At 40.3% G+C, this 15,202-nt stretch carries 13 protein-coding genes; 3 read left to right on the plus strand and 10 right to left on the minus strand.

From position 1 onward, the window contains the following. Positions 1 to 36: 36 nt before the first annotated feature. The 7 genes from E2L03_RS00245 to fadH all read right to left on the minus strand — a co-directional run bounded on the left by E2L03_RS00245 (position 37) and on the right by fadH (position 9,295). Complete coding sequence (locus E2L03_RS00245) at positions 37 to 591, minus strand: TraR/DksA family transcriptional regulator (protein ID WP_241741929.1); 555 nt, start codon at positions 589 to 591, stop codon at positions 37 to 39. A 97-nt stretch (positions 592 to 688) separates the two neighbouring features. Further along, positions 689 to 3,127: a DNA topoisomerase IV subunit A gene (parC, locus tag E2L03_RS00250; protein ID WP_124742104.1), complete on the minus strand. Its 2,439-nt coding sequence runs from the start codon at positions 3,125 to 3,127 to the stop codon at positions 689 to 691. Then, positions 3,128 to 5,095, minus strand: a complete 1,968-nt coding sequence (parE, locus tag E2L03_RS00255) for a DNA topoisomerase IV subunit B (protein ID WP_038480002.1) — start codon at positions 5,093 to 5,095, stop codon at positions 3,128 to 3,130. Positions 5,096 to 5,292: 197 nt separating this feature from the next. Continuing rightward, positions 5,293 to 5,700, minus strand: coding sequence for a CoA-binding protein (locus tag E2L03_RS00260; RefSeq protein ID WP_055737703.1), 408 nt, complete (start codon positions 5,698 to 5,700; stop codon positions 5,293 to 5,295). 17 nt (positions 5,701 to 5,717) lie between these two features. Continuing rightward, entirely contained in the window at positions 5,718 to 7,271 is a 1,554-nt protein-coding gene (locus E2L03_RS00265; RefSeq protein WP_134258402.1) for an ABC transporter permease/substrate-binding protein, read from the minus strand. A 71-nt stretch (positions 7,272 to 7,342) separates the two neighbouring features. Beyond that, complete coding sequence (locus tag E2L03_RS00270; protein WP_134258403.1) at positions 7,343 to 8,398, minus strand: ABC transporter ATP-binding protein; 1,056 nt, start codon at positions 8,396 to 8,398, stop codon at positions 7,343 to 7,345. A gap of 105 nt (positions 8,399 to 8,503) precedes the next feature. Next, on the minus strand, positions 8,504 to 9,295 hold the full coding sequence (gene fadH / locus E2L03_RS00275) for a 2,4-dienoyl-CoA reductase (protein ID WP_095150292.1): 792 nt from the start codon (positions 9,293 to 9,295) through the stop codon (positions 8,504 to 8,506). 236 nt (positions 9,296 to 9,531) lie between these two features. Here fadH and E2L03_RS00280 point away from each other — a divergent pair, with 236 nt between their 5' ends. After that, a complete protein-coding gene (locus E2L03_RS00280; protein ID WP_134258404.1) occupies positions 9,532 to 10,599 on the plus strand; it encodes a tyrosine-type recombinase/integrase in 1,068 nt (355 codons plus the stop codon). Between the two features lie 197 nt (positions 10,600 to 10,796). After that, entirely contained in the window at positions 10,797 to 11,396 is a 600-nt protein-coding gene (locus E2L03_RS00285) for a hypothetical protein (RefSeq protein WP_038480017.1), read from the plus strand. Between the two features lie 50 nt (positions 11,397 to 11,446). On the opposite strand, the gene E2L03_RS00290 is transcribed toward E2L03_RS00285, so the two are convergent. Beyond that, positions 11,447 to 12,943 carry a carboxypeptidase M32 gene (locus E2L03_RS00290; protein ID WP_124742109.1) on the minus strand — a complete coding sequence of 499 codons (1,497 nt, stop codon included), beginning with the start codon at positions 12,941 to 12,943 and terminating at the stop codon, positions 11,447 to 11,449. A gap of 108 nt (positions 12,944 to 13,051) precedes the next feature. Between E2L03_RS00290 and E2L03_RS00295 the strand changes: the two genes are divergently transcribed. Further along, positions 13,052 to 13,369, plus strand: a complete 318-nt coding sequence (locus E2L03_RS00295) for an iron-sulfur cluster biosynthesis family protein (protein WP_055737697.1) — start codon at positions 13,052 to 13,054, stop codon at positions 13,367 to 13,369. Between the two features lie 22 nt (positions 13,370 to 13,391). On the opposite strand, the gene E2L03_RS00300 is transcribed toward E2L03_RS00295, so the two are convergent. Together E2L03_RS00300 and E2L03_RS00305 are read right to left on the minus strand one after the other, a co-directional pair. Next, complete coding sequence (locus tag E2L03_RS00300; RefSeq protein WP_055737696.1) at positions 13,392 to 13,655, minus strand: DUF2564 family protein; 264 nt, start codon at positions 13,653 to 13,655, stop codon at positions 13,392 to 13,394. 81 nt (positions 13,656 to 13,736) lie between these two features. Further along, positions 13,737 to 15,197, minus strand: a complete 1,461-nt coding sequence (locus E2L03_RS00305) for a gluconokinase (RefSeq protein ID WP_134258405.1) — start codon at positions 15,195 to 15,197, stop codon at positions 13,737 to 13,739. Between the last annotated feature and the right edge of the window lie 5 nt (positions 15,198 to 15,202).

The following is a 15,202-nucleotide window of genomic DNA, read 5'->3' on the forward strand; positions in this document are numbered from 1 at the left end:
AACCTCTATTCGTTGAAGAACGAATAGAGGTTTTAACTATTGATTGCTTTGTTCATCTGTTTTCTCATCATAATGATGTTCTGCATCGACTTCACTAGAATGTTCGTCGGCATCTTGCTCTCTGGCTAATTCTCTAGTGGTCTCTGTGTCACGATCCAGTTGCGCATGATGTAAACCAACAGCACGATCTTCTTCACTACTATCCGCAAAAGGCTCTTCCGCTTCTTCTTGAGCTTCTGTTGTACGTTTCGCATACGGCAATGCTTCTAATCGCTCATATGGAATTTCCTTGCCTGTATCAATACAAGTACCGTAGCTACCATCTTCCATTCGCTCCAAAGCTTCATTAATTTCGGCTAATCGATGTTCATCGGCTTCATTGATGGTTTGTGTTCGTACTCGATCCTCATATTCTGACGCTGTTTCTGCTAAGTGATTGTCTACTCCGCGAGCAATATCGCCTCTCATTTCTGACATTTCCCCTTCAGGTGTAGACGTTCGCTTCTCTATTGACTCTTTCATCGAATGTAATTCTTTTTTCAAATAGTTTAATTGATCCTTTGTTAATGACATCATCGTTCCTCCAATCATTCGTTATCCTACTCTTTCCCTTACAATGCGCACTTTAAACAGGTACAAGGAAAACAAATAAGCACTGCTACCCTTAAAGCGATAGCAGTGCTATGTTTTATTCCTGATCGGTGGTGTCCACGACCACTTTTAATTGTCGCGCTTTCCCGCGATCGTTTTCATCAAATGCATAGGATCCATTCGAATAGCGATCCGCTTTTCGATACTTAGTCGGATCAACAAAAATCTGTTCATCTTGATCGGTTTCTACTAAAAACAACGTTGTGTCCGGAGTGATTTTTTTAAACCCAACAAGGCGATGGGGATTTGATTTCAACTCACGAAGTAAAACCGATCCACGTTTATTTCGACTTGATTTTTCAAATTCAGTAATGGCCATTCGTTTAACAGAGCCACGCTGCGTGACACAGAGGAATTCGACTGTATCTTCTAATTCGAAAGTTTCAAAGCCAACGACGTAGTCCCCAGGCTTAATGTTCATCCCTTTTACACCTGCTGCGCGTTGACCAACGAGGGAGATATCATTTTCTGAGAACCAGAGCCCATAGCCAAAATGTGTGGCAGCAAATAACTCTTTTTTTCCATTCGTTTTTTCAACTGATACGAGAGAATCGTCTTCTTTTATCTTTAAAGCCATTAGTGGTTTAGAGTTACGTTGTGCTTGATAAAGCTTTAACTCGGTCCGTTTGATCATCCCGTTTCGGGTCATAAACAAAAGTGACTCATCAGTATCAAAAGAAGAGATAACAAGGGTTGTTACTAATTCGTCATCAGAATCGATGGGAATGATGTTGGCGATATGCTGACCATCATCCTTCCAGCGAATATCTGGCAGCTGATGAATCGGTAAGTACAAGTAGTTTCCCTTCTTTGTAAAAAGAAGAAGGACGTCAGTGGTGGACGCAACAAGAGATTGAAGCACTGTATCACCGGCTTTCATTCCAGGAGCATCTTTACTAGATGCTGTGTACGAACGAATACTCGTTCGTTTGACGTAGCCTGCGTGAGTAATCGTCACACGTACATCTTCTGTTGCCACCAGTTGATCCATATTGATCTTTAACTCTTCTATTTCTTCCTTAATGACCGTTCGTCTTTCAGAATGAAACTGCTTTTTTACTTGGACTAATTCTTTTTTTATAACTTGAATAAGCTTTTTTTCACTTGCTAGTATGGCTTCTAATTCCGCAATTCGCTTTTTCAGTTCGTCCGCTTCTTTTTCAAGGGTCGTAATATCCGTGTTTGTTAAACGGTACAGTTGCAAGTTTACAATTGCTTCAGACTGAGGCTCTGTAAACGCAAATTGTTCTTGCAAATTAAGTTTTGCGTCTTTTTTATCTTTTGAACCGCGAATTACAGCAATCACTTCATCAAGAATTGAAACTGCTTTTATTAACCCCTCAACAATATGAGCACGCTCTTGCGCTTTTTTAAGCTCAAACTGTGATTTTCTTGTGAAAACATCTTTTTGATGATCAATATAAGCTTGAAGAAGCGCTTTTAACCCCATCAATTGTGGTGTTTTATTATAAATGGCAACCATATTAAAATGGTACATCACCTGCAAATCAGTATGTTTAAACAAATAGTTTAAAATAGCATTTGCTTCTGCATCTTTTTTTAATTCTACGACAATGCGCATTCCAGTTCGATCAGTATCATCACGCACTTCTGCAATCCCATCTACTTTTTTATCAAAGCGGATTTCGTCCATTTTCTTTACGAGGTTTGCTTTTACTACTTCATAAGGGAGCTCCGTTATAACAATTTGCGTTCGCCCACCTCGAACTTCTTCAAATGCTGTTTTCGCCCGTACGACAACTTTTCCCTTGCCTGTCTCGTACGCCTTCCGAATTCCATCTAAGCCTTGAACGATACCGCCAGTTGGGAAATCTGGCCCTTTTATAATGGTTAGAAGTTCATCAATGGTTGTTGACGGTTTTTCCATTAAACGAACGGCACCATCAATGATTTCAGGTAAGTGATGAGGTGGAATATCGGTTGCATAACCTGCAGAGATACCCGTAGAACCGTTAACCAGCAAGTTTGGATACATGGCTGGCAATACAACAGGTTCTTCTATGGAGTCATCGAAGTTCGGAATGTAATCAACCGTTCCTTTATCCAAATCACGCATAAGCTCAGCACTTATCTTCGAAAGCCTTGCTTCGGTATAACGCATCGCAGCTGGAGGGTCGCCATCAATCGATCCATTGTTTCCATGCATATCAATTAAAAGCTGACGTACTTTCCATTCTTGACTCATCCGTACCATGGCATCATAAACAGAACTATCACCGTGTGGGTGATAGTTTCCGATCACGTTCCCAACGGTTTTCGCTGCTTTACGATACGGTTTGTCGGCCGTATTACCATCTGTGTACATGGCGTACAAGATACGTCGTTGTACCGGTTTTAATCCATCTCGCGCATCAGGAAGTGCACGTTCTTGAATAATGTATTTACTATAGCGACTAAATCGATCTCCTATGACATCTTCTAAGGGGAGATCAAGATACTTTTCTGCTTTTGCCAATTAGGATTCCTCCCCTACATGAAGGTTTTCATTTTCTAGGATGTTTGTTTCTTCCTCTAAACCAAATGCTACATGGCTCTCAATCCACTTTCTACGTGGTTCCACTTTGTCACCCATTAACGTAGCCACATGCTTTTCTGCTCGCGCGGCATCTTCTAATCGAACTCGGATAAGGGTCCTCGTTTCAGGGTCCATCGTTGTCTCCCAAAGCTGAGTGGCGTTCATTTCACCTAATCCTTTGTACCGTTGTACGGTTGATCCTTTTCCAATTGCTTTTAATGCTTGTTGAAGTTCCGTCTCTTCCCACGCATACTGGACTTTTTCTTTTGCTCCTGAGCCTTTACTTACTTTATAAAGCGGTGGTAAGGCAATATAAATCTTACCAGCGTCAATTAGTGGTTTCATATAGCGATAGAAAAAGGTTAATAATAGCACTTGAATATGGGCACCATCTGTATCCGCATCGGTCATAATGACCACTTTGTCATAGTTGCAGTCAGATAAATCAAAATCTGCTCCAACGCCAGCTCCGATCGTATGAATGATCGTCCGAATCTCTTCATTCTTCATAATATCATCGAGCTTTGCTTTTTCAGTGTTAATGACTTTCCCGCGTAACGGAAGAACCGCTTGGAATTTTCGATCTCGTCCTTGCTTCGCAGAACCGCCAGCAGAGTCTCCCTCTACTAAATACAGTTCGTTTCGGTCTGGGTTGCGGGACTGAGCAGGTGTTAATTTTCCGCTTAATAGAACGTCTTTCCGTTTATTTTTTTTGCCATTTCTCGCGTCTTCCCGGGCTTTTCGGGCTGCTTCTCGGGCTTGAGCTGCTTTAATTGATTTCTTAATTAAGGTTGTAGCGACCATTGGATTTTCTTCTAAGTAGTACGAGAGCTTTTCGGATATGATCGCATCAACAGCTGAGCGTGCTTCAGCAGTACCGAGTTTGCTTTTAGTCTGTCCCTCAAACTGAAGTTTTGCTTCTGGAACGCGAACCGATATAACGGCTGTAAAGCCTTCACGAATGTCAGAGCCATCAAGCTTTTTGTCTTTTTCTTTTAACAAGCCGACTTTTTTAGCATGCTCATTCATCATTCGAGTAACTGCCGTTTTCGCTCCTAGCTCATGAGTTCCGCCATCCCGTGTACGAACATTATTTACAAACGAGAGCACATTTTCCGTATAAGCGTCATGAAACTGAAACGAGAAGTCCATTTCAATCTCGTTTGCTTGACCTGAAAATGATACAACTGGATGGAGAGGTTCTTTCCCTTCATTTAAATAGTCAACAAAAGCTTCCAGTCCGGTCTCAAACTGAAAGAGCTCTTCCATTTCTTTTCCTGGTCGTTCGTCTTTTAACGTAATTGCGACACCTCTTAATAAAAACGCGGCTTCTCGTAAACGTTCCGACAAGGTTTCTGTATTAAAATTCACCGTAGAAAAGATCGAGTCGTCTGGCATAAAACGAACGAGCGTACCTGCACCTCTCGTCTTTCCCTTCTTCTCAAGGGTCGTTACTGGCTTACCACCGTCTTCAAATCGCTGGGTATAGCGATAGCCGTCACGCTTAATGTCGACTTCTAGCCACGACGAGAGCGCATTCACAACAGAAGCGCCAACACCGTGTAATCCTCCGCTTGTAGCATAACCACCTTGCCCAAACTTCCCCCCTGCGTGTAATACGGTAAAAATGACCTCAGGTGTCGGTTTACCAGAGCGGTGCATCCCGACAGGCATTCCTCTTCCCTCGTCTTGAATGGAGACACTACCATCTTTATGAATGGTTACATAAATTGAAGCACCGTGACCTCCTAACGCTTCATCGACTGCGTTGTCGACAATTTCATATACAAGATGATGCAAACCACGGGTATCTGTAGAACCAATATACATTCCTGGTCGCTTCCGAACGGCTTCTAACCCCTCTAGTACCTGAATGGAATCATCATTATAGTCATGTTGTTTTGCCATTCCGTTCCCCTTCCTAATACCCTTACACACATAAGTACAAGTGTTCTGTTAAAAGAATATACTCCATCTTTATTTTAGTCAATGTTTTCCTTGATGCAACAGTTTTTTCTAATAAAACCTTATCATGCCTGTTTCGTCTCTGCAAATTTTTCCACAAAAAAGACCGTACTGCTCACGTTTGCAGTACGGAAATAGCCTTATTTAAATTTAGCGTGCTCTACTTTAATACAGCGATCCATAATGGTTTCGACATGATTTTCTTGTAAAAACGAATAGGCTTCTTCGCTCACAACACCAAGCTGTGACCAGAAGATAGGGATACCTGCTTGTACGGTTTCTTTTGCAAGCTCAGGTAAAAATTCGCTTCTACGAAAAATATTCACCATATCTACCTCTTGATCTAAATCCGAGATGGAAGCATATGATTTTTCTCCTAAAACGGTGTCCACATTTGGATTGATTGGAATGATTGTGTACCCTGCGTCTTGCATTGCTTTAGAAACCATGTAGCTTGTTCGATCTGGGTTATTTGAAAGCCCAACTACAGCAATACGTTTTTTTGTATGAAGAATTTCTTTTATTCGTTGATCTGATGGATTTTTCATCATTGATTCTCTCCTTTTTAATTGGTAAGTAGTCCTTTTTCGTTTAAAAAATCACGAGCCACTGCGGCTGGATCTTCGTCATTAATATCAACGCGATAATTCAACTCAGAAATTTCATCTTCTGAGCCTATTCCTGCTAATTGGTTTAAAATGGCTTCAAGCTCTGGGTATTCACTTATAGCATGATTGCTTACCAGCGGAGCTGCTTGATAAGGTGGAAACAATGTTGCATCATCTTCTAACACAACCATATCGTACTCGACAATTTGTGGATCTGTTGAGAACACGTCACTTAATTGAATACTACCATTGGAAATGGCTTGATACCGAGTGGACACATCAATCGTTGTTACGTTGCTAAACGAAAAGCCATACACATCTTCAAATCCAGCATACCCATCTTCTCGATCGGCAAACTCAAATGTAAAACCAGCTTCTAACTCGTTTGCATAAGGTTCTAAATCCGATATTGTTTCTACTTCAAGCTCCTCTGCTAATGCTCTAGGCATGGCAATGGCATACGTATTTTGAAAACCCATTGGTTCTAGCAGCGTGTGCCCTAATTGTTCGTACATTTCGTCTCGTGCTTGTTCAAAAGACTCCCGTTCATCATAGCTAAAGTTCTCAATGTTTAATAAATCAGCCAATACAGTCCCTGTAAATTCAGGATAGATGGCGATATCACCAACTTCTAATGCATTAAAGTTTACACTTGTTGTGCCCAGTGGTGCAATGACTTCGACTTCTAAATCGGTTTCTTGTTCAATTAACTCTTTATACATATTGGCTAAGATAGGTGGTTCCGGCCCCATCTTCCCGCCAATAACGATATCTGCTTGGCCAACACCTCGTACTGCATTGACAGTTGGAGGGACAGTCACAATAAGGAGGGCAATTAACACAACCGCTAACATAGGCTTATAGGACCCCGTTCCCTTTTTCTCCGAACGTCGCTCCGTAAAGCGTAAAACAAAGTCAAAAAAGAGTGCGAGCAGCGTAGCAGGTAGTGCGCCAAATAAAATGTATTCGTTACTCGTTCGTTGAATACCAAGCATAATAATTTGTCCAAGTCCTCCTCCTCCAACGAGAGCAGCGAGGGTTGCTGTTCCAACTATTAAGACCATGGAGGTACGAATACCTGCCATAACCGTAGGCATAGCAAGGGGTAACTCTACTTTTAATAAACGTTTACGAGAATTCATTCCCATCCCTCTTGCTGCCTCCACAAGCGCAGGATCCACTTCTTTTATTCCTGTGTATGTATTTCGAAGAACAGGCAAAAGTGCGTAAGCTGTTAACGCTATAATGGCAGGCGTTGTTCCGATTCCAACAAATAAAACAAGAAACCCGAGTAATGCAAGCGAAGGTATGGTTTGCAAAACAGCAGCGATGCCAATAACATACTCAGAATAGCGTGTATAGCGGGTAAGTACAATTCCAATTGGTATGGCAATCGCTACAGCAATAAGTAATGAGATAAGAGATAACTGTAAATGCTCCCAAAACGATTGCAATAATAAATCTGAACGTTCTTCAAAAAGTGTAAAATAAGATGACCAAAAAGATTCCATAACAAAATAAGTGCAATCGAACGTGTATCACGCACCCTGACGATTCACTTTTCCTTTCCATTACATTAGGGTTATGCGTGATGTAGTGCCGGTTGAATAGCTAACTTAGCAAGATTTTGATAAGAAACAACGCCTATACATTTATCGCCCTTTATAACAGGTAGCGCCGGAAATGGACATTGTTCTAACTGATGGTACGTTTGTTCAAGAGTATCGCTATCATTAATGGTTTGATAGTGTTCAATGGATTTTCCAAGATACTGTACATCTTTTAGCTGATTATCGTTCGAAAGAACAAATTGTAGCTCATTCTTGGATTGATGTTCTCCTGATGTCACATACTCACTATCTTCAATAGGAGTAAGAATCGAGCCAACGGTTGGCATTGATGTTTGCTCTACTCCATCGGAATGGCGTAAGAAGCGGGTGACTGATGGAGAAGCTGGATTTTCAATCAATTCTTGTACTGTGCCAATTTGGAGCACATGTCCGTCTTCCATCATCCCAATGCGATCTCCTAAGAACTTTGCTTCCTCCATGTCATGGGTAACGAATACAATGGTTTTTTTAATATTTTGTTGTAGTGCCTTAATGTCTTTTTGCAGCGAAGCTCTTGCTACTGGATCGAGCGCACTAAACGGTTCATCCATTAATAAAATGTCAGGGTCCGCTGCCAGAGCTCGAGCTACTCCTACTCGCTGTTGTTGACCTCCAGACAAATCCGTTGGTAATCGATGCCGGTAAATTTCTGGGTCTAGTCCTACTAACGATAATAGTTCGTCAACCCTGGCATTTGTTTTGTCTCGATCCCAACCTTTTAATTCTGGGACAATAGCTATGTTAGCAGCAACGGTCATATGCGGAAACAACGCTATTTGTTGAAGTACGTAGCCAATGTTCCATCGCAATTGATCGATATTGACTTTGCTCGTATTGACATCATTAATGAATATTTCTCCTGCTGTAGGCGGGATTAAACGATTAATCATTTTTAATGTTGTTGTTTTCCCACAGCCACTCGGTCCAATTAAAACAAAGAACTCACCTTTATCAATTGTGAAATTGGCGTTTGCTACCGCTTTTGTTCCGTCTTCGTACTGCTTTGATACTTGCTTAAATGTGATCAACTCTTTCGCCACTCCTTTTATACAAAAACGCTCTTTATTCATACCCGTTATTGTGCCTATTTTAACCTGAATCGCATAAAAAAAACACGCGATAAGAAACGCGTGTTATTGTTGAAATGCGGCCGCTCCTGTTAAGAAGCCTGATTGACCAATTGATTGCCCTCCGTCAATGGTAATACATGTACCATTAATATACGATCCCTCTGTTGAAAGAAGATAATGGGCAAGCCGAGCTACCTCTTCTCCTTTGCCAAACCGTTTCATCGGAATGCTCTTTAATGCCATCTGATGAGCTTTTTCACTTTGAATTAGCTTGTCTACACCGCCTGTGTCCTCAATTGGTCCAGGGGCAATAGCATTGACGCGTATACCATAGGACGCACCCCATTCCACCGCAAGTGTTTTTGTCATGGCAAGTACCCCTGCTTTTGCACTCGCAGAATGAACAACACCAGGTCCACCTGTATCAGCATAAGTTGCCACAATATTCACCATTGCGCCTGCTTGCTTTTCTTGAATCCATCGCTTCGCAACCGTTTGAGTCATATGCCATGTACCATTTAAGACGATGTCAATAACCGAATGCCATCCATTTTCAGTTAAGTCTTCAGATGGACAAAGGAAATTTCCAGCAGCATTATTGACAACAGCTGTAATTGGGCCCACTGTTTCGTACACGTCGTTGACCATTGCTTCTATATCCCCTCGATTTCGAATATCTAAGGCAAAGGTCGTAATTTGCTCAGGAAATGTTTCTAATTCCTGCTTCGTTTGTATCAATCGTTCTTCGTTACGTGCACAAACAACAACTCGAGCACCAGCATTTGCAAAATGTCGTACCATCGCTTTACCCATACCGCTACTACCGCCAGTGACAACAATGATCTCTTCCTTCATCTGCTTTTCCCTCCAACCTCATAGCAAGCCGTTCTCCTCCTCTTTATTATGCAAAAATTCACGTCATAATGAAAGGGTTTACACAATAAAAATCTAGTTGTTCTTTCATTTAATCTACATTGCGCTGAGCAACAAGGTTATCCAAACCATCTTTTTTCATTGCAAAATAAACGTTCTATGAAATAATCATTTCACAGAACGTTTATTTTGCGGTAAACTACTAAAGAGGTGATCCAATGTCAATCTTTGCAAAAATTAATCAGCATCAACGTTCTCATGAAAAGCAACAACATTCTATTGAAAAGCAGCCCTACCGTCGACTTGACGACTTGCCTGTTTTTATCCAGACGTACATTCAACACATCCGTTCTCTTGGGTACAGCCATGGGACCATTCAACGCTACATTTATGATTTCCTTGATTTCTTCCACTTTGTTGAACGTCAAAGTGGAGAAGAATCGTTTAGAGCTAAAGACAGTACCCTCTCCGATTTTTCACAACTTAACCAACAAGGAATTGAAAACTATGTTCATTATTTAGCAATGGAATTGGAAAATGAAGCAAAGACAATTAATCGAAAGTTATCAGCCCTTCAATCATTATTTCATTATTTAATGAAGCAATATCATTTAAAAGAAAACCCTGTTCAAGCGGTCACAAGACCAAAAGTAAAAAAAAGAGAGCCTGTTTATTTATCGATTGAAGAAATGAAAGCTGTTATGGCGCTAACTCTTAATGATGAGGGCTTAACCTTACGCCAAAAAAAGTACCACCGTTTATTAGCTTTACGAGACTTAACGGCTATTACTCTACTCGTTCGCACGGGTTTGCGTGTATCAGAACTAGCATCTTTAAAGCGTTCACAGCTTCATATTGATCGAAAAGAAATACAGGTACTTGGTAAGGGCAATAAACAACGAACCATCCCACTTACAGAAGAGGTGCTTGATGTTATTCAACACTATATTCAGTCTTTACCTGATACGATTCAACCGAAACAAGACAATACTCTGTTAGTCGGTTTTGACTTTCGGACGATGACGTATACGCACTCGATCAGCGTTAGCGCCCTTCAGAAAATGATTCAACGTCTGTTTGAACGGGCTAAAAAAGTCATACCATCTCTCCAAAATCGTACGATCACTGCACATAAGCTTCGCCACAGCTTTGCGACGGCCTTAATTCGAAACGGAGTAAATGTGTTAACGTTACAGCAACTTCTTGGTCATGAGTCTGTTGCTACCACTCAAGTGTATGCACACGTTGATTACGAAGCGAAAATAAAAGCAATTCAATCATGGTAAAAAGATCGAATTGCTTCACCTTGTTTTGTTTACATAATATATATTACGTTAATAATTATTTTTACACATTTCCTCATGATTTTCCCTTTCCAAATTCTAAGAAAATATGTATAGTCTTCCTCTTCTCGGATAAACTACAAGCAAATTACGACACAACCGCTAGAAATACTGTTTAAGCGAGCAAAGGAGTGAGATTCATGTTTTCGTTTTTCATTCATTCATTTACCTCCATTTTTTCTGTCACTTATCCCATCTTTTTTAACCATATGAGTAAGCCAAAAAAAACGATTGAAGGCGAAGAATTTGTATCTGGAACAGTCTTATTTACAGTTGCAATTAGTATCTTCATTCTTTTGGTCGGTCAAGTCGCCTTTTCTTGGACATATATCCCGATTGGATTCATGCAAATACTTGGAGGCGTCGTTATTCTATCTATAGCGATTACATTAATGCGTAAAAAAAGTCCCGTCACATTAAGCTGGAATGAATGGTTTGGTATGGATTCTTTTGAGATTGGGTTTACTCGAATGAAAGACATGTTTCGCCCTGTGAAGGAGCTAACTTCAGATCAACCCAAATCGGCAACCGCTTATGTGACTTACCTTGCTTTCTTTATTGTTTACTGTGTCGCTTACTCTGTACATCTGCTCGTTTGTTGGATATACGGCCAAATGAATACCCGTTCTTTATTCTTTCTCACCAAATTTACTGGGCTTCTGTTAACATTTTTTGCTCTGGAGATGCTGCTATTCGGTTTTATGGATGTCATTCAATTAATTGATCAACGTGCATCTTAATTCATAGAAGAAGGGTAACTGGCCTTTGATAGCCAATTACCCTTCTTCTCTTATAGTTGATACAAGCGTGTATATTTTTCTGTTAAATAGTGAATCAATGGCTGTGGGTCGATCCCGCCACCAGTCATTGCTGCGATTAATTCTTTCGGTTTTTTCACAGCTCCATACTGATGGATTTGTTCTGTTAGCCACTCTCTAATCGGTTCAAGATTTTCAGAACGGATGAGATCGTCAACATCTGGAATCTCTTTTCTTATTACTTGATTGATTTGAGCCGCGTAAATGAACCCTAGTGCATAGGAAGGGAAGTAGCCAAAGTCTCCTGATGACCAATGAACATCTTGTAGTACCCCTTCTCCATTATGATCTGGTCGAATACCAAGATACTCTTCCATTTTGTCATTCCAAAGCTTTGGTAGTTCATCCACTTCAATCGTTCCTTCAAATAACCCTTTTTCCAATTCGTAACGAAGAATAATATGTAAGCAGTAAGTAAGCTCATCTGCTTCAATTCGAATCATTGATGGCTTTGCTTCGTTTAGTGCAAAGTAAAAATCGTCTAATGGAACCTGATCAAATTGACCTGTTCCATGAGCTGCTAGTTCTTTGTACATCACTTCCCAAAACGAATACGACTGACCAATAAATTTTTCCCAAAAAAGGGACTGAGACTCATGAATCCCCATTGAAGTCCCTCTTGCAAGGTTGTACGGGATAAGATTCTCATCAATATGCTGCTCGTAAAGTGCGTGTCCGCCTTCATGGATCGTTCCTAGTAATGCAACCCGGAAATCGTTTTCATTGTACTTTGTTGTTACCCGCACATCTGAAGGATTTATACCAATGGCAAATGGATGAACGCTCTCATCTAAGCGTCCTTTTGTAAAGTCATAGCCCATTGTTTTAAGGAACGAAATGCTTAATTTCTCTTGATCACTTTTTGGAAAGTGCTTAAATAGACATGTGGTTTCTGGTTGATGCTTTGAAGCAGAAACACGTTGAATAAGTGGAATAAGGTGGCTTTTCAACTCTGAGAAGACCGCATCTAGTGTATCTGTAAAAACCCCAGGTTCAAAATCATCTAAAAGTGTATTATAAGGATGCTTTTCATACCCCAAATAAGTAATAAAACGTTTTTTAAACGCTACTAATTCTTTTAAGTACGGTTTGAAAATATCAAAATCATTTTCTCGCTTTGCTTCTTCCCATTTTGCTTCTGCATTCGTCTGTAATCTCACAAATGCCGCATATTCATCAGCTGGAATTTTTGTGTTACGATTGTATGCTTTTTCTGCCTCTTCCACTGCTCGGTTTAAAACAGCTGAATGATCCTTCTTGGTTTTCAATTCGTCGATAAGCTCTTTTAATTCAGGAGATGTCGTCATTGAAAAGATGTCGCTTGAAATTGTGCTCATTACATCTGCTCTCTGCTCTACTGCCCCTGTAGGTGCACCAGTCCGAGCATCCCATATCATCAAACCTACTAATTGCTCATAGTGGTTTTTTCGTTTTAAATAATCAGTAAATTTTTCTTCTGCTTGTTTCATATTGGTTCGCCACCTTTCATTCTCAGCATACTAGCATTTACGAGTTTAAACAACACCTAAGACGAAAAGAAGCTTCATATGATACACTAGTTCTGTAGGAGTGATGAAATGAATGTACTAATAACGAAAGAAGCTGTTCAATTTTATCGTCAAGAAATGCATTTAGTAGATGGCGATGAGCTTCGATTATTTGTTCGTGTTGGTGGTGTTGGTTCTGGTGGTTTCTCTGTTGGTGTTACAAGAGAAATAGAAGGTTTTGATTACGAAACCATTCAGCAAGAAGGCATTTTATTTTACGTATCAAAAGATGATTTATGGTACATTGATGGCATGCACATTGACTATAATGACGACTTAGATATGGTTTTGTTTAAACAGGGTAAATTTGACAATCTTGACCATCCATTATTTATAGAAAAAACGTGAGCCTTTTTTGGCTCACGTTTTCTTAACGATAGTCATCTTGTGCCTCTTCTAATTGGTGAGTGGCTTGGTCTAAAAGTGCAGAAGAATGGGCGAAAAAGGCTTCATCTATATTTCCTTGATAAGCAAGTGCTTGTTTAAATTGTGCTTCAGCTTGCTCAAGAGCTGCTGTTGCTGCTTGTAATTGCTCACTATCCATACTATGAGTTGCTTGGCCAACCATATGTTGTGCAGCTTTTATCGCCAGTTCAATTTGTTCTAAATTTTTGTAACCATCTTCATAACTCATTATGTAACCTCCCTTTTTGCTTTACTATTTACAAAAAAGGTAAGCTTTATACTTAGTTTACATAATAAAATTATGGTTAACTTAATTGTCAACGACTAATTCTGGAAATACTGGCTCTAACTGATTGTAAAGGACTTGATACAGTTCACATTTTTTCTTATACACATGATAGTCCCGATTATTTGGTTCAAATTGAGCCATAAATGTTTGTTCGCCCTGTTCCAAGTCATTATGAGCTAGTCGAATGGCACCTAATGATGACGCATGATGTGTTTCTTGGATTCGAACGGTCTTACCTGAAATGTCAGCGAGTAGTTGAACCCACTGCTTAGACCTTGCGAAACCTCCTGATGCATGAATTCGCTTAATTGGCCCGACAGACTCCTCTAACGATGTTAAGACAGATTGTAAACTATAAAGAATTCCCTCAAGAACGGCTCGACTAAAATGCGCACGATTATGAGTTCGTCTCATGCCGATAAACGCCCCACTTGCTTCACCATTCCAATACGGTGCACGCTCTCCATTAATAAAAGGTAAAAAGAGTAGTCCTTCCGCACCTGGCTTAACTGTGAAGGCCTCTTCAATAATCTCACTTACAGTGGCTCCTTTCGCAAAATGCTCGATATACCAAGTCAGTGCAATGCCACCATTGTTTGTTGCTCCGCCGGCGATCCATGTAGACTCATTTAAAACATAGCAAAACGTACGCATAGCGCTATCCGTTAACGGTTCTTTAATCGTCACTCTTACTGCCCCACTTGTTCCTATTGTCAGTGTGGCAACCTGGTCCAATAAACCTCCTGCTCCAACATTTGCGAGCACACCATCACTAGCACCGATATGGTATATACAATTGTGCGAGAAAGAAAACGCCTGCATGACGTTTGTTGGTGTTGTAAAGCAATAATCGGTTCCAACCACCGTTGATAATTTTTCTGTGTTTATGTGCAAGAATGCTAGAATACTATCGTCCCAATCTTTTGTTTTTAAGTTATATAGCCCTGTGCTACTTGCAATCGATTGATCAACAACGTATTCTCCAAATAAATGAAAGCATATAAACTCTTTAATTGATATAAATTTATATGCTTGCGTATAGAGATCTGGCCAATTCTCTTCCATCCATTTCATTTTTCCGATCCATGACATAGGATGAATGGGTGTGCCGGTTTTTTCATAGAATTGCTTTCCCTGATCGGTTTCTTTTAACATCGTTGTGATTGATTGAGCACGAGTATCTGCCCATGTTAATAACTGTGTTAATGGGCGGCCCTCTTCATCAACCGCCACTAATGAATGCATGGCGGCTGAGAAAGATATCGTTGTTACGTTTTTAGATTCAATACTTGTTTGCCGCAATATTTGTTGCAAACTATGTAAAACAGCATCACGAATGACAATTGGATCTTGTTCTGCATAAGATGGTTTTTCTTGGAGTAATGGATAAGCCGTTTCGTGATCAGCTTTATAACGGTAGTCTTTTGAAAATAAAACAACTTTAGCACTTGTGGTACCAATATCAATGGCAATGGAATACATGTTCA

Source organism: Shouchella oshimensis, from assembly GCF_004375095.1.
Classification (GTDB): domain Bacteria; phylum Bacillota; class Bacilli; order Bacillales; family Bacillaceae_D; genus Shouchella; species Shouchella oshimensis.

Bases quoted from the DNA above. Each gene is read 5' to 3' on its own strand.
- fadH (WP_095150292.1), bottom strand. From the start codon at position 9,295: ATGAAGGAAGAGATCATTGTTGTCACTGGCGGTAGTAGCGGTATGGGT.
- E2L03_RS00305 (WP_134258405.1), bottom strand. From the start codon at position 15,197: ATGTATTCCATTGCCATTGATATTGGTACCACAAGTGCTAAAGTTGTT.
- E2L03_RS00260 (WP_055737703.1), bottom strand. From the start codon at position 5,700: ATGAAAAATCCATCAGATCAACGAATAAAAGAAATTCTTCATACAAAA.
- E2L03_RS00280 (WP_134258404.1), top strand. From the start codon at position 9,532: ATGTCAATCTTTGCAAAAATTAATCAGCATCAACGTTCTCATGAAAAG.
- E2L03_RS00245 (WP_241741929.1), bottom strand. From the start codon at position 591: ATGATTGGAGGAACGATGATGTCATTAACAAAGGATCAATTAAACTAT.
- E2L03_RS00290 (WP_124742109.1), bottom strand. From the start codon at position 12,943: ATGAAACAAGCAGAAGAAAAATTTACTGATTATTTAAAACGAAAAAAC.
- E2L03_RS00285 (WP_038480017.1), top strand. From the start codon at position 10,797: ATGTTTTCGTTTTTCATTCATTCATTTACCTCCATTTTTTCTGTCACT.
- E2L03_RS00295 (WP_055737697.1), top strand. From the start codon at position 13,052: ATGAATGTACTAATAACGAAAGAAGCTGTTCAATTTTATCGTCAAGAA.
- E2L03_RS00300 (WP_055737696.1), bottom strand. From the start codon at position 13,655: ATGAGTTATGAAGATGGTTACAAAAATTTAGAACAAATTGAACTGGCG.
- parE (WP_038480002.1), bottom strand. From the start codon at position 5,095: ATGGCAAAACAACATGACTATAATGATGATTCCATTCAGGTACTAGAG.
- E2L03_RS00265 (WP_134258402.1), bottom strand. From the start codon at position 7,271: ATGGAATCTTTTTGGTCATCTTATTTTACACTTTTTGAAGAACGTTCA.